The organism is Azoarcus sp. L1K30 (genome assembly GCF_018122735.1).
GTDB lineage: Bacteria > Pseudomonadota > Gammaproteobacteria > Burkholderiales > Rhodocyclaceae > Parazoarcus.
In genome coordinates this window covers 4,153,172-4,172,481 of sequence record NZ_JAGRRD010000001.1, presented here as the reverse complement: position 1 = coordinate 4,172,481, position 19,310 = coordinate 4,153,172, and the positions used below count along the sequence as shown (strand labels likewise).

17 protein-coding genes are annotated in these 19,310 nt (G+C 58.4%); 5 read left to right on the top strand and 12 right to left on the bottom strand.

What is annotated here, in order from left to right:
* Positions 1–2: 2 nt before the first annotated feature.
* The gene (locus J5J83_RS19165; protein ID WP_212351532.1) at positions 3–899 is read right to left on the bottom strand and encodes a WYL domain-containing protein; all 897 of its coding nucleotides are present in this window, start codon (positions 897–899) and stop codon (positions 3–5) included.
* 352 nt (positions 900–1,251) lie between these two features.
* Here J5J83_RS19165 and J5J83_RS19160 point away from each other — a divergent pair, with 352 nt between their 5' ends.
* From J5J83_RS19160 to yghU, 5 genes are all read left to right on the top strand, one after another.
* Positions 1,252–2,517 (top strand): site-specific integrase, encoded by a 1,266-nt coding sequence (locus J5J83_RS19160; RefSeq protein ID WP_212351531.1) that lies wholly within the window; start codon positions 1,252–1,254, stop codon positions 2,515–2,517.
* The gene (locus J5J83_RS19155; protein ID WP_212351530.1) at positions 2,510–4,198 is read left to right on the top strand and encodes a site-specific integrase; all 1,689 of its coding nucleotides are present in this window, start codon (positions 2,510–2,512) and stop codon (positions 4,196–4,198) included. Before J5J83_RS19160 ends, J5J83_RS19155 begins: the two co-directional genes overlap by 8 nt.
* A gap of 155 nt (positions 4,199–4,353) precedes the next feature.
* Positions 4,354–6,255: a hypothetical protein gene (locus J5J83_RS19150; RefSeq protein WP_212351529.1), complete on the top strand. Its 1,902-nt coding sequence runs from the start codon at positions 4,354–4,356 to the stop codon at positions 6,253–6,255.
* Entirely contained in the window at positions 6,239–6,661 is a 423-nt protein-coding gene (locus tag J5J83_RS19145; protein WP_212351528.1) for a hypothetical protein, read from the top strand. The genes J5J83_RS19150 and J5J83_RS19145 overlap by 17 nt, the downstream gene beginning before the upstream one ends.
* Before the next feature lie 348 nt (positions 6,662–7,009).
* Positions 7,010–7,888 (top strand): glutathione-dependent disulfide-bond oxidoreductase, encoded by an 879-nt coding sequence (yghU, locus tag J5J83_RS19140; protein ID WP_212351527.1) that lies wholly within the window; start codon positions 7,010–7,012, stop codon positions 7,886–7,888.
* A 105-nt stretch (positions 7,889–7,993) separates the two neighbouring features.
* Here the strand turns inward: yghU and J5J83_RS19135 are convergent, their stop codons facing one another.
* From J5J83_RS19135 to tnpB, 11 genes are all read right to left on the bottom strand, one after another.
* Entirely contained in the window at positions 7,994–9,148 is a 1,155-nt protein-coding gene (locus J5J83_RS19135; RefSeq protein WP_212351526.1) for an acyltransferase, read from the bottom strand.
* Positions 9,149–9,327: 179 nt separating this feature from the next.
* The gene (locus tag J5J83_RS19130; protein WP_349251957.1) at positions 9,328–9,699 is read right to left on the bottom strand and encodes a GtrA family protein; all 372 of its coding nucleotides are present in this window, start codon (positions 9,697–9,699) and stop codon (positions 9,328–9,330) included.
* Positions 9,700–9,770: 71 nt separating this feature from the next.
* The gene (locus J5J83_RS19125) at positions 9,771–10,517 is read right to left on the bottom strand and encodes a glycosyltransferase family 2 protein (RefSeq protein WP_212351524.1); all 747 of its coding nucleotides are present in this window, start codon (positions 10,515–10,517) and stop codon (positions 9,771–9,773) included.
* 18 nt (positions 10,518–10,535) lie between these two features.
* Positions 10,536–12,137: a glycosyltransferase family 39 protein gene (locus J5J83_RS19120; protein WP_212351523.1), complete on the bottom strand. Its 1,602-nt coding sequence runs from the start codon at positions 12,135–12,137 to the stop codon at positions 10,536–10,538.
* A gap of 546 nt (positions 12,138–12,683) precedes the next feature.
* Positions 12,684–13,079 carry a c-type cytochrome gene (locus J5J83_RS19115; RefSeq protein WP_212351522.1) on the bottom strand — a complete coding sequence of 132 codons (396 nt, stop codon included), beginning with the start codon at positions 13,077–13,079 and terminating at the stop codon, positions 12,684–12,686.
* 14 nt (positions 13,080–13,093) lie between these two features.
* Positions 13,094–14,476: a cytochrome C gene (locus tag J5J83_RS19110; RefSeq protein WP_212351521.1), complete on the bottom strand. Its 1,383-nt coding sequence runs from the start codon at positions 14,474–14,476 to the stop codon at positions 13,094–13,096.
* Between the two features lie 36 nt (positions 14,477–14,512).
* Positions 14,513–15,160: a cytochrome b gene (locus J5J83_RS19105; RefSeq protein ID WP_212351520.1), complete on the bottom strand. Its 648-nt coding sequence runs from the start codon at positions 15,158–15,160 to the stop codon at positions 14,513–14,515.
* 43 nt (positions 15,161–15,203) lie between these two features.
* On the bottom strand, positions 15,204–16,598 hold the full coding sequence (locus J5J83_RS19100; RefSeq protein WP_212351519.1) for a sensor histidine kinase: 1,395 nt from the start codon (positions 16,596–16,598) through the stop codon (positions 15,204–15,206).
* Positions 16,591–17,235: a response regulator gene (locus J5J83_RS19095; RefSeq protein ID WP_282959182.1), complete on the bottom strand. Its 645-nt coding sequence runs from the start codon at positions 17,233–17,235 to the stop codon at positions 16,591–16,593. The genes J5J83_RS19100 and J5J83_RS19095 overlap by 8 nt, the downstream gene beginning before the upstream one ends.
* Positions 17,236–17,275: 40 nt before the next feature.
* Complete coding sequence (locus tag J5J83_RS19090; protein ID WP_212351517.1) at positions 17,276–18,793, bottom strand: IS66 family transposase; 1,518 nt, start codon at positions 18,791–18,793, stop codon at positions 17,276–17,278.
* A gap of 62 nt (positions 18,794–18,855) precedes the next feature.
* On the bottom strand, positions 18,856–19,161 hold the full coding sequence (gene tnpB / locus J5J83_RS19085; RefSeq protein WP_282959181.1) for an IS66 family insertion sequence element accessory protein TnpB: 306 nt from the start codon (positions 19,159–19,161) through the stop codon (positions 18,856–18,858).
* Positions 19,162–19,310 lie beyond the last annotated feature (149 nt).

Below are 19,310 nucleotides of genomic sequence, written 5' to 3'. Positions count from 1 at the left end.
GTTCAGTCCTCCGCGTCCGCGGCACCGTAACCGGGAGCGAGCACGAGGTTGGTCACACCGTAGAGCGCAAGGCGATTGCGCAGCCAGAGGTGATACTCCTGCCCCCTTAGGCTGTGATCTTCGGTGCAGTCGACATTCCAGCGGCGCAACAGATAGCCAGCCATTGCTGCACGGACTCGAACATTGAGCACGCCTCCATCCATTGCGTACTCGGCTTCAATGGTGTCTGGGTGCTGCACGTTTGCGGGATGCGGTACCAGTTCGAGTTCCGCAATCCTGTTCCACTGGATGTCCTGATCGGACTTCTCGTGGTCCGCTACATCTCCAGAGACTGGCCGGACAGTGTCTAAGCGCCCCAGCACGAAATCGCGGAACTCACCGCTGCGTCGGTCGAAAGCACGGACGTGCCATCGCAAGCCGCTATCCGCCAGCGCAAACGGCACGATTTCGCGCGTCGTTAGTCCGCTGGATAGCGCGCGATAAGCGACTTCAACTGCGCCACCTCGATGTATCGCGCGCGTCAGCACTGACAGCGACTCCAGATCCAGCCGTCCAGCCAGCCGCGTAGCTTCACACGCTATCCCGCTCTTCCAACCCAACGGCTCACCATCACCGAAGCCCTGGGAAAGCCAGTGGAGAACGCGCTCTGCAGATACGCACGACTGCGGCCGAAACGATGAAGCGCGCACGTAGATCTTGCCCTTGGGGTCGTAGGCGAGATTCGCGGGGGCGAGGTCCTTGTAGATCGCAAGATCCCGAGACGCCGCGGCCGACTGGATACCAAAACGGGAAACGAGATCCTGACGACCTACCGAGCCGAGGTACTGCAGCCGCAAATCAATGAACGTCAGACGATCCCGTTGCACCTGAGTCATCTCACGCAACTGCTGTTTGGACATTAAGTCTCTGCCGTCAGATCAATGATGTAGAGCATACACCACGAAAAATAAAACCGTTACTTTGCATAAATATTCGCACTGTAGATCATTTTGATACGCAGTGCTATAGTTTTCTGGCAGCCACGACCCGACTGAGCCGCGTCGATTTGGCCGCAAACGGAAGCGGTCTTAATCCTACAGGCTTAGGGGGAGCCCATGTCTTTGCCATACAAGCAGTCGTGGGCTAGCACGCCAAGCCTCAGAACCTTAGCCGCAGAGACCCGAGTCGCCACCGACTACGTGGCGCTCGGGAACGAGCGATCCCGGACGCCCGAGGTCTCCACTGCCGGCATTAGGTAAGGGCGTACGAGACATGGCCCGCCTTGAGTTCATTCAGCACGAGTTCTTCGGTGCATACCTGAATGCAGAAGGAGGACTGTCTTGGGAGAAACAGCACTACAGCCCCCTCAAAGATCTACCGCAAATCTTCTGGGAGGACGGCAGCGGGTGGAACGAGGCAAATTTATGGGCCCTGCAACGTCGTGCGACACGCGTCGACGCCCCCGAGACCGTGAAAGGGGTAATGAAGCACCTGAAGCGGTACGCGGACTACTTGGAGAGCAGGAAGACAGACTGGAGGCACTTCCCGATCCGCAGGGAGGATCAGGTGCTAAGAATGTTCAGGAAGCACCTAATAGACGATATGGCGAGCGGCCTGCTTGCGCCCAGTACGGCATCGAACTGCATGAACGCCGTCATCCAGTTCTACCGATTCGCCGACTCCCACGATCTAGTTATGGCCCACGCCCCGATGTGGAGAGATCGGCTCGCCGTAATCCCCTACTTTGATGCAGCAGGCTTCAAGAGAAGCATGGTGCGTCTCACGACTGATCTGAAGATCCCGAACAGGGCAAGACTGGGACTCAGGCTAGAAGACGGGCTCCTCCCCCTTCGGGCGGAGCATATGAGTCAGCTGCTGGCATATACGGCGGCAAATGAGACCGCAGAGCTTCATCTGATGCTCTCATTCGGCTTCTTCACAGGCGCGCGAGTGGGCACCGTCACAACACTGACCGTTTCCAGTCTGGAAACAGCGCGAGAGGACCCTTTCACTCCTGGCCTGTTCCTACTCCCCGTAGGACCAGGAACAGGTATCGACACCAAGTTTTCTGTCAAAGGGTCTCTGATCGTGCCCAGGGAAGTGCTCGACGACCTAAAACGATATGCATCATCAACGCCTCGGCTTCTGCGTCAAGCGAAAGCGCATCGAGATCACAAGGATTGTCTTTTCCTCACTCGGAGAAGTAAGCCATACACCCCGGATTTGGTGAGTCGGCTTATTCTCGAAATGCGTCAGCGAGCAGTTGGCCGCGGACTGTACTTCTTGCAACGCTTTCATTTTCATCAGTCGCGCGCGACGTTCGGAACCTGGCTCGCGCAACTCCTATTAGACACGGGGCTCCGCACTTCTGACGTAATCCGGTTCATTAGGGACGCAATGCTTCACAAAGAAGAAAGAACCACATTGACCTATATTCAGTTCATTGAGACCTCACGAACCAAAGAGGAACTGGCAGCGGCATTCAACAACGCTTTCACAGGCCTTTGCAGCAGAAGCGAGCGTCAACTCGATGCTTAACGATTTAAATATTCCAGACTTAACATTCCCTTCGCTTGAATACGGAGCGCGAGAAGCACGATGGGACCTAAGCATCCTCCTTTATAAAGGCGGCGCAGCCGCGCACAGCAACAAAGTCGCCAAGGCGATCTTGCAAGGGCAACTCGGCGACCTGCAGCCCGACCGAGTAGATTTAGTGCGCAAACTGCATGAAGAAATTCAAGCAGACCTCACCATCGGAGGAAGCCGAGAAACAACACTCTCACGGATCGCACACCTGCGCATATTCTTCGGCTGGGCAGATCGCGCAGGCAAAGCGCTCAATCTGGAATCTATTGTCGAAACATACTGCGCCTGGGCTGACTCCTTGGCCTACCGATCCCGCATCAAGAGAAAACTTTACGCAAACACAAGTAAAAACAAAGATCACCAGCCGATATCAGCGACATCTGCATATATCTACTGTGCCACCGTTGGAACGCTACTGGATCGAGCACTGGAGCGACAGACAAATGTCATTGAACTAACCGGACTCCAAAGCCCTAAACGACGCAAAAATGCCGTAGGCGCACAAAGTGAAAAACAGAGCCTAGAGCGAACGTTCGATTTTGGAAATCTACTTCAAGATATTTGTGACAATTTGAACCTACAGACCGTTCTCGAAGCACCGCTTCCTATTCAAGTCAAACTGAGGACCGGTCAGGTTCTTAATCGCGCAGGAGGAACGACAACTCATCCAACCGTAGAACATACGGCAGACCTAGGAAAGCGCTATCCGTTGGCAAACCTACGGATCGAGGCGGAACTAATGATATTCATCGCTCAAACAGGGATGAACCTCACTCAAGCACAAAACCTGGAGCTGAGGCAGTTCTCGTACGCGAGCCACTCAGATGGCTTTCAAGTAAGAGCTTATAAGAGTCGTCGCGGCGGCGCCGTTTTGTTTGAAATCTTCAAGACCTACCGCCAACACTTTGATCGCTATCTTGAATGGCGAAAAAAACTCTTTCCAAACAGTACACGCGCTTTTCCTTTCATTCACCCCGGAGGATCTAGGAGCGAATCGCGCTTCCGAGCGTTTCGACTAAGAGCTATCTGCCACGAATTGAGAATCCAGTTCGTGGGCCCAAAAACCCTTCGAAACACTCGTATCAATTGGCTCTTACGAAATTCTGCTGATCCGGATTTAACTGCCGAGGCCGCTCAACATACCAAGGCGACGTTACTTGGTGTGTATGAAAGGCCTAGTCTACAACGCGCGATGATCGAGGCTACTCGATTCTGGGCACAAACCGACCCCTATTCAAGAAGAACCATAGCTGTTGCGCCAGGTGACTGCACGGGCCAGCCGGACAGTCTGCCGGAGAAACCCTACAAAGCATTTCACGCCGACTGTTCCAGAGCATCGGGATGCCTTTGGTGCGATGACCACCGGGACGTCGACTCACAGAATTATGTCTGGGCTCTGACCAGCTTTAGATATCTAAAAATGATCGAGCTTAGTAAGACCATCTCACCAAATCAAGATGAAGCTTATTCACCAGCGCATCGTGCAGTGACCCGAATAACAGAGAAGTTGCGCTGGTTTGAAAACTCAAACGAACGGCGTCGAGAATGGGCCGTTGAAGCGTATGCGCGCGTAGATGAGGGTGATTTTCACCCTGATTGGAATGATCTAATCGAGGCACAGGAAAGCAACTGATGAACGCGGCAATCCCTCAGTTAAGCCTAAAGATCAAAAAATCCCCTATCACTTCTGCTCACGACTGTTATCGACCGCCGAGTTGGCCGCCCCCATATGACTGGGTTGTTAGCGAGGACTCACAGGGAAACCCACTTTCCCGTTGGATAGATAGCGTGTGGGACTTTTCGTCATGGGCAGGCAAGAGCTTTAAGCTAGACTTCGCAGGCGGGCGCAATGGGAACTCTACGCCACCTCTCAGGGATCAGAACCAGCTGCTGCTGAGGCTGATCACGACTTGGTTTATATGGGGGCCGAGAGGCGACAAGGCTTGGCGCACGCTAAAGAGTCGATTTGGTCGATTGCGCCGTGTCATGGTTTTTTGTGACCAGAAAGGAATACTGGCGAGTGACTTAATGCGGTACCCCAAACTGCTCGAGGGGGTAGCAGAGTTGTGCGCCCACCCGCGGGAGCAGCAGAAGCTCCTCGTCGAGCTTGATCGGCTTCGATATGCTAAAGATCAGATTGGATTCACATTATTTGACGAACCGGGCATTAGTAAGCTGGCTACCGCAATCAAAAGACGTGGCGAAAAAGATCCGGAGCAAACGGCCTACATCCCTACACGAATCTGGAAGTACCAGGTTTTTCGACTTAAGGAGTGTCTCGAAGACTTTTTGACATACAAACATCAGATCGAAGACTGCTTCAACTTCTGCATAAACGCTTACGCTCACAACTTCGGCTCTCTTGAGGCAGCACTACTGTCAAAAGGACCAACAAGCAAGTTACTTCCTTTTACTGAACAGCGGCATAAACGATCCGGAGCGCGCACAGGGCGGCAGTTTCATGGACACTTCTCGATCACCGCAGCACGATTTGGCATAGAGGGCCCTCTTACGAAGTGGATAGCCCCCGACATTAAAAAAGCTAGCATCAAATCCTTTTCTGGATACTTGACTCTTATCCAGTATGCAGCTCTAACCTATATCGCCAACTTCACCCTGCAACGAATCGAGGAAGCTGCCGCACTACGAGCCGACTGTCTTATCTGGGAGGAAGACCCCACCGTAGGGCGCATTCCGATCATTTGCGGGGAAACGACAAAGACGGATGATGATAGCGACGCTCGATGGCCAACCAGCCCCAGCGTCAGCATTGCAGTCGAAGCCATGAGCGCAGTAGCCAGACTACGCATGCGCTGCGCAGCCGCTAATCCGCTAGTTAACTGCAGCAACTACGATCAAGAGAACCCGGCACTTCTCCACCGAGCATTTGAGCCGTGGAGTCCCGTAGTACAGTCCGACTACTCAAAAAAGCCACTTCTGGCGACATACAGTCAAATAATACGACGATTTCCGCTTCTGTTCGAAGGGCAACAGATCGCCATCACAGAAGACGATCTGAAACAGTCACGCATGCTTACTCCCAATTTGAGTAAAGGAGGAAAATTCAAAGCAGGAGAAAGTTGGCCATTTGCTTATCATCAGCTACGACGCACTTCGGCAGTCAACATGTTTGCTAGCGGGTTGCTTTGCGACAGTTCAATTCAAGCAATCCTGAAACACCGTACACTGCTTCAAACTGCTTACTATGGACGCAACCATACCCGGTTGCGCTTTAACGAAGACGTAAGCGGTGTCCTATCAGAGACCAAATACGAAGTAATGGCTCGTCAAATTCAATCGCTCGTAACAGATCGGTATGCATCACCTGCAGGGGAAAAACAGAAAGAAGAAATGGTGATCAATATTATTGGCACCAACGACTTTAATGCCCTTGTCAATGCTGGAAGACGAGGTGAGATCTCATTTCGTGAAACCCGGCTCGGGGGCTGCACCAAGGTCGGCCATTGCGAATACGGCGGGATTGAATCAGTCGCGCGATGTGCAGGCGGCGACGGAGGCACCCCGTGTCGCGAGGCGGTATTTGATAAGTTAAAGCAGCGATCCATCGAGCGGCAACTCCAGAGCATTGAGCATCTGCAACAAGCGGCGATACCAGACAGTCCTCGCCGACGTGCGCTGCAAGCTGAAGGACAAGGACTGAGGAACTACCTCGATGCGATCCGAATCTGAATCGGCAGAACAGCGATTCCGAGCAGCGTTTGAACGCTTGAAAGCTAACCAGCCTCAGGTTCTTCAGCGCGGCACTCCGGTGAGTCAGAACAACGTTGCGAAGGAGGCCGGAACTGATCCTACCGCATTAAGGAAGCAGCGGTATCCGGCTCTTATTCTCGAGATACAGGCGTATGTGGAGATCGCTGACCGCGAGAGAACGATCCAGAAGGAACGCCGCTCAAGGCAGAGGCAGCGCAGAGAGGATCTGCAGGCGACCGTCAGGAGGCTCCAAGAGCAACGCGATCACGCGCAGTCTCAGCTGTCGAGCGCACACCGTGCGGTCCTTGAGTTGCTGCAGGAGAACGCGATTCTGAAGGCACGCATCGAAGCGTTGCTCCCGCCGCCTACGCCACTTCGCAAGTAGCCCGAGGGTATGGACATCAATGCGGTAGGACTGAGCGAACTCGCCGATGATCTATGGACATCCAGTCAACCCAAAAGCCTCCATCACAACAGTCACTTACATTCATGTCCATAGGTGACTGCTCTGGGGTACGGGTTCAACGTCTGAGCTGACGAGCACGGGCCTGCACCCCGCGCAGGCGCTTGCTCACATCACCGAGGCCCTCTTGCACAGAGGGCCTTGTCTTTTTTGCCTCTGGCTTGCGAACTGCATCGATGTGCGATAGTCACACTACGCCAGCAGGTGATCTGCCCCGTTTCGTCCATTGCAGCACACCTCACAGCACACCCCCATTCGGAGCCACTGCCCATGAGCGACTCACCCAACGATTCGGCATACACGCCCCCCGCTATCTGGACCTGGAACAAGGCCAACGGTGGCCAGTTCGCCAGCATCAACCGTCCGGTTGCTGGACCTACCCACGAAAAGGAACTGCCGGTGGGTCGGCACCCCCTGCAGCTCTACTCGATGGCGACGCCGAACGGCGTCAAGGTCACGATCATGCTCGAAGAACTCCTGGCGATGGGACACACCGGGGCAGAGTACGACGCCTGGATGATTCGCATCAGCGATGGCGATCAGTTCGGCAGCGGCTTCGTCGACGTGAACCCGAACTCCAAGATTCCGGCGCTGATGGATCGCAGTGGTCCGCAACCCGTCCGGGTGTTCGAATCGGGTGCGATCCTGATGTATCTGGCGGAAAAGTTCGGCGCTCTGCTGCCGACGGACGTTGCCGCTCGCGCCGAATGCATGTCCTGGCTGTTCTGGCAGATGGGAAGCGCACCCTATCTTGGCGGTGGCTTCGGTCACTTCTACGCCTATGCGCCGGTGAAAATCGAATATGCGATCGACCGCTTCGCGATGGAGGCCAAGCGCCAACTGGATGTGCTCGACCGTCGCCTGTCCGGGAGTCGATATGTCGCTGGCGAGGACTACACCATCGCCGACATCGCGATCTGGCCCTGGTACGGCGCGCTCGCCAAGGGACTGCTCTATAACGCCGGCGAGTTCCTGCAGGTCCAGAGCTATGGCAACGTACAGCGCTGGGCAGACGAAATTGGCGAGCGCCCTGCGGTGCAGCGGGGGCGAATGGTCAACCGCAGCTGGGGCGATCCGTCGAGCCAATTGCGCGAACGCCACGCGGCCAGCGATTTCCAGACAATGACCCAGGACAAGATCGATAGCTGAGCGATCCGATCACGCCAGCGGACATTTCCCACCTTCACGGGCTGGATGCCCACTGGCCAACCCGCACGATCCAACACACCACTTCCCGTTCGAGATCTCCCTGAACTAGGACGGTGATCCTTTGGAACGGATGGACCGAAACCGCGAACTCAGCCCATCCGTTCTTGCCATGGCTGGTGACTCAATAAAATGAAACACCAGAAAGCAGCATAAGACCAGTAGCGGAGAGATGCCCACGATCGCCAGCCAGTGAGTGACCGGTGAGAATTCTGCAGCTTGGCCCCCGCCGAAAACACCGCCTAGCAGCAAGTACAGAAAGATGCCGTGAAGCAAATAGATTCCATACGACATATCCCCGAGAGTCCGGGCTGCAGGCGTAACCAGGAGTCCAAACAACGAATTTCCACCTGCGATCAAAGCGAAAACCAGAGACAACATGGCAATGGACGCATACTCATACGATGACCGGTAATTCACGACACACACGATCAGTAGCGCAACCGCCAACACTGACGCCAGCGTGCTTGCCGCAAATCCGCAAAACCTCCGTGACCTGACAAGCAGCGAGGTGATCATGCCTCCAAGAAACGGCAACAGAATCGGCACATCAAGATTAAACCGTGCGCAAAAGAAGGCCACGACAAGAGAGCCAATGGCAAGATACATGCGGGGCACGGTCACCCCAGCCATGATTGCGAGCAAGGGAAGTGAGAAATAGAAAAACCACTCATAAATCAGGGACCAGGTGACACCGGCGACAATAATCGACGTCCCTGCGACCCCATTCAGGTCGGGCGCACCCAGAATTGTGAACCCGAGCCATTGCAACATTCCACCGGCAAGCAGAGCAAGAGAGCTGTTTACAGTCCCGCCAGATCGATAGGCAACCACGCCGAAGAGCAACAGCATCGACAAGACGTAGGCTGGCGTCAATCGCAAGACTCTCGAGATCAGCAGCCGTCTCCAGTCGATCCCCCTTTCTCGTCCATCGAGGAGTTTCGTAAAAAAGAGAAAACCCGTAATCATGAAAAAGACCGCAACACTGCCTTGCCCGAAATGGGTATAGAGATTGGACGGCGGGACAGCCCACCGTCCCGTCCGCACATAGAAATACCAGACCGCCGAATGATGAAGAAATACGAAAAGCGCCAGATAGCCTCGAAGCCCGTCGATAGCGGCAAGATGGCCGCGAGCAACCGGCCTGCCAAAACGCCGCGCCAGAACGTGTGCCGTGAGGCTTGCCACAACCACCGATAGCATGGCCGGAAACGGACTGACTGGACTCACAGGTACCCCTCGACTAGTCCGGGACGGCTACAACACAACGGGCAGATGAAGGCAGTATTTGCAGCGTTTGAAACGCCGCTGAGCACGATAGTAGTCATGTTGGCCCGATCGGCAGTCCGCCATGCCGGCCCCACCGTTCGCTCGCAAACCATCTACCGGAACACCCAGAGCCGGTAGGCAAGATAGTTCAGAATGGTGAGCGACACGGTTGCAATCACCTGTGCGATCCACAACTCAATCCCGGCCTGCATGAGAATGTCGAGCAACGCGATATTCGCCAGCAACTGCAGGCCAATCGCCACGATGAACTTTATCAAGGTTGCGGACACGCCCCCTTCCGGTGAAAAAATCTTGAAGTAGGACATCCAGTATCGCGTTGCCGCACCGACTGAGAACCCCACAGCACTCGCCAACAACGGCATGGCGAAAATCTGCAGCATGATCCACATCACCAGATAGTGAGCCATCACGGCCACAACTCCCGTTACGGCATGAAGCGTAAAGCTGCGAGCCCAATCCGCTATCGTTGCTGAGACGGGTTGAATTTTTCTCTACTCCTGATTGCCATTTCAATCCAAACAACAGGGCCTGCCAATCACTTCACGCGACAGAACAGCCTGTGCCGATACAATCCCGAGCGAAAGGCCAGACCAAGAACAGACACACCGAGAACGGCGATGCCATAGCGAACCGATCGAATGAAATTGATTGAGCTCGCGTCCTTGAAATACTTCGTTGGCACGGAGATCTCCCCCAAGCGATATCCGCCAAGAATGACCTGAGCCAACAGCTCATTATCAAACTGAAAGTCATTCGAGTTATTTTCCCAGTCAATTTCGGCAAGCAACTGCCGCGAGTAGGCTCGGTACCCGGTATGATATTCAGACAATTTTGCGCCAAGCAGGATGTTCTCAAAGGCGGTAAGACACCGGTTGGCAATGTATTTCCACAGGGGCATCCCGCCCTTCAGAGCGCCCCCGCCGAGGACACGAGAGCCAAGCACCATGTCATACACGCCGGAGGAAATCATGCCGGCCATCGCAGAGATCAGGCGAGGCTCATATTGATAGTCCGGATGCAACATCACGATGATATCTGCCCCCTGCTCCAGCGCATCGCGATAGCAGGTCTTCTGGTTACCACCGTAGCCGATGTTTCGGGTGTGCAGCTTGACTCGAATGCCCAATTCCAGCGCTGTCGACACGGTATCATCGTCGCTGGCGTCGTCCACCAGCAATACATGATCAACGACGTCGTGTGGGATGGCGTTCCAGGTTGCGAGCAGCGTCCGCCCTGCCCGGTAAGCAGGCATGACAACCATCACGGTCCTACCATTGATCATCCGCTGAACTCCCCAATTTCACCTGTCTGAAATACGAAAAGCGATCAATTCGTCATCTGCATACTCGGGAGCACCAAATCGTTTCCTTAGATAGCTGACGCATTGTGGCTCGCGCCAAGAAGATTGCTGGAGACCGACAAGGTGCGCTGCACTTCCCTGGCGCACATCGATCACGACCCAATCGACGTTCTTTGCATCGAGATCGCCATCGACCGCAAGTGATACGGCATTCCGCAGGTAAACACCCTGACTCGGAAACGCTTCCCCCAAGCGCTGCTCGCCACATGCGCCCGAGGTCTGAAGATTCAGAAGACGCTGCTTGTGGACGGGCTGGTATAGCAATTGAAGATTATAAAAGGACTCAAACCCAGCGATTCCACCAATTGCAATGATATATTTTTCCGCATCTGCATCACGAAAGCGACTCCAGAATGCAGAAGGGGTCGCGAATGGCGCAAACATGCCGCGAACAGGATTCAGATGTTCCCGGTAGTCGAACTGATAGTAGGAATGCAGGGTGAAATTGTTTGGCCTGTCGAGCAGGCCGCGATAGAGCGTCCCTGGAAAAATTGAGACTGCAAGGGCTGCAAGAAAGGCGGTTTTCCCCAGCGGAGGAAGTCGCTCTCCAATCCGGCTCGCACCTGCCGCGACCAACAACAGAAGCAAAGGCAGGACGGGAAGCAAATATCGGCCGAAGGTGAGCGGTGTTTGAACCCAGGCGGGACGCATGACCAGAACGACCAGCACGATTCCGGCCAGACCACTCAACCACATTGCAAACTCCAGTGCAGCGTTACTTTTCAGTGGCTGATATCCGATTGCGGCCAATACGATACAGATACCGACCGTGATGCTCGACCCACTGCCGAGCCATCCATACCAGACGCCAATCAGTGTCGCCATGTTCGGAAGATCTGCGCCCGTCTTGTCAGCCATCGACGACCAATCGAACAACAACGGAGGGAGGATGGTCAGCGCCATACAGACACCAATCACGCCGCAGACTGCCGCGACACGGCCAATTGAGGGTCCGGCGCCTTTGGTGCTTGATGTCAGTGCAGACAGAAGCAAAGGGGTCAGAACGAATGGCGCCATTATCAGATGGAGATACGAGGCCATCCAGGCGCATAACAGATAGATCAAGGCACACGGCCATCGCCGACTGTCGCGTGTCCACCGGGCCAGAGCCCAGATTGCGATCGCCCCCAGCAGCAAGGTGATCATGTAAGGTCGGGCGTTGCGACTGAAATTGACCAGCATTGGGGAGGTGGCGACCAGGAAGCCAAAGCAGATGGCGATTGAATGACCGAACCTAGCCTTCACCCAAAGAATCGACAGGACGAGAAACAGACTGCCTGCCAGCAACATCGGCATGCGCATTCGAAGTTCAGACAGACCGATCGTGTCAGCCAGCAGCCTGTCATACAGTGTCAGCGGGATGCTGTAGTCGGTATGACCAAAGCTGGTCAGGATGGAGAGATAGCCGTCACTTGCAATCACCTTGTGAACGGCGTGCCACTCGTCATCAATTAGCCATTGAATTGAAATCTGCTGAAAGCGCAGAAAAACACCGAGCGTGCAGACAGTCAGAAGGATGAGCCACGGTCGCCAAGCTGTCATCTGAAGAGCGCGTGAAATATAGGAAGTGGGCTCGAACGCGAAGCGGGCACGCCACTCCAGACAGCAGGCGCATGTACGCTACCGCTTCGATATCTTATGTCACTGAAAGTACGACGCTTGCCGCGTCAGAGTGGGCGCCCGCTCAATCGTGCTCTAGGTTTGTAGCGCGCATTATATGCGTTTCAACTCACGCTTGCGAACGTGTGTGCGATGTCGGACACGTACCTGCCTTTCGACGAATCCGCATGAAATGTGGATCTGTGCCGAGAGAGGGAAGCGCAAGGCAACGAAGCCCCCTCGCTCACTCGCGAACACCGTGGTCCTGCCAAATTCGGCCCAGACCCTCCATCCGGCGCAACAGGGGGGCAGGGGGCCAGGTCAAGGGTAACGAACGCCGATTGGGTGCATGACGGTCAGCGTTCAGGACGGACACGATCGCCCGAGCGGGGGCACGCGCACTCGGAAAGGATCAGGTGTCGCCAGAAATCCAGGACCGCTTATGAAAGCGATCAGCGGGGACACGATGGCGCATGCGCGCTTCACACTTCACTTCAAGCTCGCAAGGTAGGCGATCAGGTCCGCTCGTCCGCTTGCATCCGACAGCCCGTCGTATTTCATCTTGCCTCCCGGCACGGACTTGCGTGGATTGGCGATGTAAGCGTCGAGCGCAGCTTCGCTCCAGACCAGCCCGGACTGCGCCAGGCTGTCGGAGTAGGAAAAGTCCTTGATGCTGGCCGCCTTGCGGTTGAGCACGGCGAACAGGGAGGGCCCCTTCTTGTTCTTCCCTTCCCTGACGCTGTGGCATTCGGCGCACTCCTGCGCGAATACGTCCTCTCCGTTCTGCACCTTTCCGCCTGCCCGCGCGGGCAGCGCGCCGCAGGTCAGGCTCAGGATGCAGATCCAGCCGACGGCGGCGATGATCTTGAGTCGGGTCGTCTTCATGTGCGGCATCCGGTTCAGAACGAAGTCCAGGCAAACAGGAACAGGGTGTTGTTGTCCTTCGCGTCACGACCACTGCCGTCGTAGTTGCGGCGCGCGCCGTTGAATTTGTCGAACATCGTGTATTGCAGGCCCAGGCGCAGGTTCGCCCACGGCGCACCCCACGAGTCTTCCTTGCCCAGCGGCGTCCAGTCCGCCTGCAGTACCGTGCCCGAAGTATCCGGCGACCCGTTTGCGTAGCCGTCACCATAGAGCGTGGCGTCGCGGTTACCGCGCGTCGCAAAGCGGCCCATGCTCACGCCCCAGGTCTGATCGTAGTAGTACGAAGCGTTGATGCGGAACTCGTTCAGATTGCCTTTGAGCTTGTCGGCGTCGCCGTTTGCAAACAGATCGCCACGGGTCTGACGCTCGCGAATGTAACTGGTGTAGATCGTGCCGATATGCTTGCGCGTCCCGAGGAACTGATATGAGGCATCGACACCGACATCGCGATACTTGTTCGTCGGGCCGCTGCTCAGGCGGTCCGGCTGGATGCTCGCACTCAGACCAAAGAGGCCGGCAGTGAAAGCCTGCTTTTTCCAGTCTTGCATCCACGCCAGACGCCAATACGAGGTGCCGCCACCAAGGCGCCCCATGTCATCGGCCCGACCCTGCCCGGTCCGGCTCTGCACGGATGGCGACAACGAACGGTAGGTGCCGAGCTCCGCGTACAGCGAGTTATCCCAGAACGCGTAGGCCGATGCACCCATGACCCGATGCTCGAGTCCGCCGTTGATCAAGGTGGTTGCATCACCGCCACCGAAGCCCACCGCAGGCCCGGTATAGGGGAAGCCCCATACCGGCATGGTATTGAAGGGATCCTGCACGCCGGGGTTGTTGTTGGCCGAGATGCCGAACACGGTGTCCTTACCCGCCACCTCCATCGAATGCACGACGCGCACGTCGGCATGGTCGAGGGCGCTGCTCTGCTCGACGCCATCGTAGGTGGCCTGCACGAATGCCCCCACGTTGTCCGCGAGGCGCCCTGCCAAGAACAGCGAGGCCTCATCGATGGTAACGTTGTTGTTGCGATGTGTATGCGCCGTCGGCGGGTCCGCCTGCTCCTTGCCGGTATGGGTCACCGCGGCAACCATCATCGCCGACACGGCCAGTTTGTCCGGTTTTCCGTCGGTGTCAGTGTACCCGCCAATCTTGAAGCGCACGCCGTAGGGCGTCAGCTGGGGGCCATAGGCGCCCACATGGCAGGCCGCGCAATCCTGCCCGGTCTGGCGCGCAAAGCTCGGTAGCGCATAGGCAGACTGCATGCCGGCGCCGAAGGCGGTGAGCGTGGCGACAAGGAATGCACCAGCGCGGAACGTTGCGCGCGGCAATGAAAACAGCGGTTTGAGTCGAGACGTCATGAGGAACCTTTTCGGGCAAGTCAGGAAGCGGGAAAATCAGATCGCCGCGTCAGCATCGCGGCGCGCCTGCAGGCGGGTGGCAAATAGTGAGGGCAGCATCCTCAGCAGCACCGGATCGCGGCGCACGAAGTGGTGCCACATGGCGGCAAACGCATGAATGCCGACGAGGGCAAGCAGGGACCAGGCCGCCCAGCCGTGGCAATCGGCCAGCGTGTCGGCGAGGTCAGCGCTACGTGCCAGCAGCGTGGGCAGTGGACCAAGACCGAAAACGTACACTGCCTGGCCTCGTGCGCAGGAGAGCGCCCAGCCCAATACCGGAACGGCAAGCAGCAAGCCATAGAGCATCGCATGTGTCGCGCTCGCCGCGCGCCGAAACAGGGCCGGCATGTCCGCCTCGGACGGACGCGGCAGACGGCGCGCCCGCTGCACAAGGCGTGCAGTCGCCGCGATCAGAACCAGCACACCGAAGCCGCGATGACCTTCCAGCAGCAAGGCGCGCAGGGCCTTCGTATCGACGAGGTCGCGGACAAGGATCAGCGCAACGGCGCCCAGAATCAGGCTCGCCGTCGCCCAATGCAGTGCAATTGTTGCGCGGTGGTGGCGCTCGACCGGCGTGTGCAACACGCGATGACTTTGTGCGGACGGGTGCATGGCAAGCGACTCACTGTGAAGAAGTGCGCTCACCCTAAGGCGGGTTTCCCTTCAATTCCCTGACAGCGCGAACGTGCTATGCAAACGGTGTCCGAGGAAATGTCACTCGGATGCGCAGGCCGCGCCCGCCTTCGCCTTCGCTGACCCCCACCCTTGCGTGGTGCCGCAGCGCAACCTCACGCACAATGGACAGCCCCAGCCCGGCGCCGTCGGCACTGCCACCACCAAGCCTGTAGAAGCGCTCGAAAACCTGCGCTCGCTCGGACACCGGGATGCCTGGTCCGTCGTCCTCAAGCTCGAGCCAACCGCTGCCGTCGGCGTCGATCCCGCAGCGGGCCGTCACGTGCCCACCACGCTGTGTGTAGGTGATCGCGTTGTCGATCAGGTTGGCGATCAGTTCGCGCAACAGCCAGTCGGACCCTTCGATCATCGTCGGCGCTGTCTCGAAGCCGAGATCGATTGCCTTGTCCACCGCGGCATCGAGAAATTCCGAGGCACTATCCTCCAGCAGAACAGCCAGGTCGACGGCGCAGAAATCCTTGTCCAGCGCCGATCCGGCCTCTGGTGACGAGCGCGCAAGGGACAACATCTGGTGCGTCAGGTGAGAAAGTCGTCGCGTTACCGCCTGAATGCGCTCGACGCGGGGACGTGCATCCTCGGGCAAGGTACGCGCAGCCAGATCGAGCTGGGCGAGCAGCCCTGCAAGTGGCGTCCGAAGCTGATGCGCCGCGTTCGACAGAAAGGCCTGTTGTGCCCGGGCAGCCTCGACCAGATGGCCCATCAATCGGTTGAGCGCACTGACCAGCGGACGCGCCTCGTCCGGGATATCGGTGTCGGGAATCGGGCTCAGGTCGTCGGGTGCGCGTGCAGCGATCTTGTCACCCAGAGCATCGAGCGGACGCAGCGACAAGCGCACGACGAGCAATACCAGCAGCAGCGTGGCGACAATCAGAACGACGTTGGGCCAGATCACCGCGGAGAGAATGCCGGAAGCCGTCCGATCTCTCTTGTGCGTGGTCTCGGCGACAATGACGGTCGCCTTCAGAACCTCGCTCGCATAGGGAAAACGCACCAGGCGCAGCGCTGCGCCGTCGAGTTGTGCATCCGCGAACGATGGCCCTTTGCTGCCCGTTGGCCATGACAGCCCAAGCAGTTTCCGGTCTCCGGTAACGAAATCGCCACCGGCATCGAGCACGACATAGAGGATGTTATCCTCGAGATCGCTGCGAAGGATGGCCTCGGCTGCAGGCGGGAGGTCGATCTCGATCTTCTCGTCGTCCTTGTCGCGTTCGAGGCGGGATGCGAGCGCCACGGCGGCCTGCGTCAGCCCCCGATCGTAAGATTCGTTCGCCAGCCGCAGCGCGGTCCGGTAGTCCGCCACCACGCTGAGCGCGAGCAAGCCGAGAAGCGGAAATGCGAGGAGGATGAGCAGACGTCCACGCAAGCTGTTACGAGCGCGCGGCTCAGCCACCGTCAGCCCCCTCTTCGAGGCGGTAGCCGATACCACGCACGGTGCGGATATGCACGCCGCAACCGGCAAGCTTGGCGCGCAGGCGGGAAACATAGATCTCTACCGCATTGGGCGTAATCTCCCGGTCCCACTGGCTGAGGCTCACCGCGAGCTTGGCCTTGGTGACCACTTTCGGAGCCATCAGCATCAGCTGCTCCAGCACACTCCATTCGCGCCCGGTCAGCTCCAGCGTATCGTCGCCGAGACGGGCGCCATGCGCGGCAAGATCGAGGGTCAGCGGCCCGAAAACAATCACCGAACTCGCCGCCGCCCGGCTGCGCCGGATCAGGGCCCGAACGCGTGCAAGCAGTTCGGGGAGTTCGAAAGGCTTGACGAGGTAGTCATCAGCGCCGGTGTCGAGCCCGACGACCCTGTCCTGCAGGCTGTCGCGGGCGGTAAGAATCAATACCGGCAGATCGAAACCGCGACGCCGCAGTCGCTGGATCAACGTCAGGCCATCCATGCCCGGCAGGCCGATATCCACGATCGCAAGGTCATAGCTGGTAAGTTCGAGCGCGCCTTCCGCCTGCTCCGCGCGTCCCAGTGCATCCACCGCGAAACGTGCGAGCTCCATGGTTTCCCTGAGACTGGCGCTCAGTACCTCGTAAGCGCCCGGCGAACCCGTCTTGCCGTTTCGCTCAGGCGCAGTGGCTCGGCTGCCATCGATGCGGCAGCAGCTCCCCGATCCGGCTGTAGGGCTGCGTCGGCAGCCGTTCGAGCACATCCTTCAGATACGCAAAGGGCTCGTGGCCGTTTAGCCGCGCAGACTGAATCAGGCTCATGATTGCAGCGGCACGCTGGCCCGCCCGCAGGCTACCCGCGAACAACCAGTTCTTGCGCCCGATCGCAATTGGCCGGATCTGGTTCTCGATCCAGTTGTTGTCGATGGGCACGCGCCCGTCGTCGACGTAGCGCGTGAGCGCGGCCCAGCGCTTGAGGCTGTAGTCGATGGCGCGGGAGATGCCCGAGCCGTTGGGGACCTGGGTGCGCCGCTGCAGGAGCCACGCGTGCAGGCGTTCGAGGATGGGGCGGGCCTTCGCTTCCCGTAAGCGCTGCCGGGCATCGATGTCGAGTTCGGCCGCTTCGCGTTCGACTCCGTAGAGTTGGCCAATGGCCTCGAGCGCCTCGCTGGCGATCTGGCTCTGGCCCTGGGCGGTGAGATCGAAGAACTTGCGCCGCGCGTGCGCCATGCAGCCGGCCTCACGCACACCCATGGCGATCAGCGCCTTGTAGCCGGCGTAGTCGTCGCAGATCAGCGTGCCGCGCCACTGGCCCAGGAACGCCTGGGCGTGCCGCCCCGCGCGACTCTCGGCGAAGTCATAAACCACCGCCTTGATCGGATCGAACGCGCCGACGCTGTAGGACCACAGGTAGGCGCGATGCGTCTTGCCCGCACCCGGGTCGAGCATCGCCACCGGCGTCTCGTCCGCGTGCAGCACGGGGTGCGCCAGCACATCGGCCTTGAGCGCATCGACCAGCGGCTGCAGATGCACACCGCTCTGTCCGACCCACTGGGCCAGCGTCGATTGCGGGATCGCCAGCCCGGCCCGTCCAAAGATGCCTTCCTGGCGGTACAGCGGCAGATGGTCCTGGTATTTGGCCACCAGCACCTGGGCGAGCAGGCCGGCGGTGGGAATGCCCTTGTCGATGATGTGCGCAGGCACCGATGCCTGCACCAGGGTCTCGCACGCGCTGCAGGCCCACTTGCCGCGGATGTGGCGCTCGACGGTGAAGTGGCCCGGGGTGTAGTCGAGCTTCTCGGCCACATCCTCGCCGATGCGGCGCATCTGGCAGCCACAGGCGCAGGTGGTCGAATCGGGTTCGTGACGGATCTCGGTGCGCGGTAGCTCGGGCGGCAGCGGCTTGCGCCGGGCCTGGCCCTTGGGCGCCTGGCTCTTGCCGGTGTCCGGTTGCAGTTGCTCGAGCTCTTCGCTCATCGCCGCCAGATCGGTCTCGGCGGTTTCCTCAAAGAGCTGCACCTGCTCGGCCGACAGGCGCTCGGCACGCACGCCGAAGCGATGACGCTTGTGCAGCGCCAGCTCATGCGTGAGTCGCTCGATCTTGGTCTGGCGCCACACGAGTTCGCGCTCCTGCTCGATGAGCAGGCGACGTAGCGTCTCAGCATCCAGGCGGTCGAGGTCGGCGGGCAACGGCATGGGCCGATCATGCCCGATGCGTGCCCTGTCGCACTATCGGGGGATTCGCCGATGGCGTCCGCTCAGATTGTTCGGATCACGCCGCCGTCGCCCAGGCGCTGCCACGGCAGCCCGAGCACCAGCGCGTCGAACTGCGCTCGGGTGAGTGCGACACCACCCTGGCCTTCGGTCCAGTGAAACCGGCCCTGGCTCAGTCGCCGGCACGTGAGCCACACGCCGAAGCCGTCATGGACCAGCACCTTCAAGCGGGTGCCACGCCGGTTGCTGAAGAGGTAGGCGTGATGCGGCTGGGCCTCACCGAACACGCGCACCACCCGCGCCAGCAGCGTGTCCATGCCAGCACGCATATCCAAGGGGGCGGCCGACAGCCGGGTTGGGGGTTTGAGGGGGCGGGTTGGAGATATTCAATTTGGCGGCTTGTCGGCCGGTGCGGCTGGTTGGGGTCCAAGTCATGAACGACAGAATCCGGCCAGAAGCGGTAGTTCAGCTACTCTTGCCCGGCGTCAGCAACCAACCT

What these genes read in the sequence shown, in the direction of transcription:
- J5J83_RS19165 (WP_212351532.1), bottom strand. Translation starts at nt 899, where the DNA reads ATGTCCAAACAGCAGTTGCGTGAGATGACTCAGGTGCAACGGGATCGT.
- J5J83_RS19160 (WP_212351531.1), top strand. Translation starts at nt 1,252, where the DNA reads ATGGCCCGCCTTGAGTTCATTCAGCACGAGTTCTTCGGTGCATACCTG.
- J5J83_RS19155 (WP_212351530.1), top strand. Translation starts at nt 2,510, where the DNA reads ATGCTTAACGATTTAAATATTCCAGACTTAACATTCCCTTCGCTTGAA.
- J5J83_RS19145 (WP_212351528.1), top strand. Translation starts at nt 6,239, where the DNA reads ATGCGATCCGAATCTGAATCGGCAGAACAGCGATTCCGAGCAGCGTTT.
- yghU (WP_212351527.1), top strand. Translation starts at nt 7,010, where the DNA reads ATGAGCGACTCACCCAACGATTCGGCATACACGCCCCCCGCTATCTGG.
- J5J83_RS19135 (WP_212351526.1), bottom strand. Translation starts at nt 9,148, where the DNA reads ATGCTATCGGTGGTTGTGGCAAGCCTCACGGCACACGTTCTGGCGCGG.
- J5J83_RS19125 (WP_212351524.1), bottom strand. Translation starts at nt 10,517, where the DNA reads ATGATCAATGGTAGGACCGTGATGGTTGTCATGCCTGCTTACCGGGCA.
- J5J83_RS19120 (WP_212351523.1), bottom strand. Translation starts at nt 12,137, where the DNA reads ATGACAGCTTGGCGACCGTGGCTCATCCTTCTGACTGTCTGCACGCTC.
- J5J83_RS19115 (WP_212351522.1), bottom strand. Translation starts at nt 13,079, where the DNA reads ATGAAGACGACCCGACTCAAGATCATCGCCGCCGTCGGCTGGATCTGC.
- J5J83_RS19110 (WP_212351521.1), bottom strand. Translation starts at nt 14,476, where the DNA reads ATGACGTCTCGACTCAAACCGCTGTTTTCATTGCCGCGCGCAACGTTC.
- J5J83_RS19090 (WP_212351517.1), bottom strand. Translation starts at nt 18,793, where the DNA reads ATGCCGTTGCCCGCCGACCTCGACCGCCTGGATGCTGAGACGCTACGT.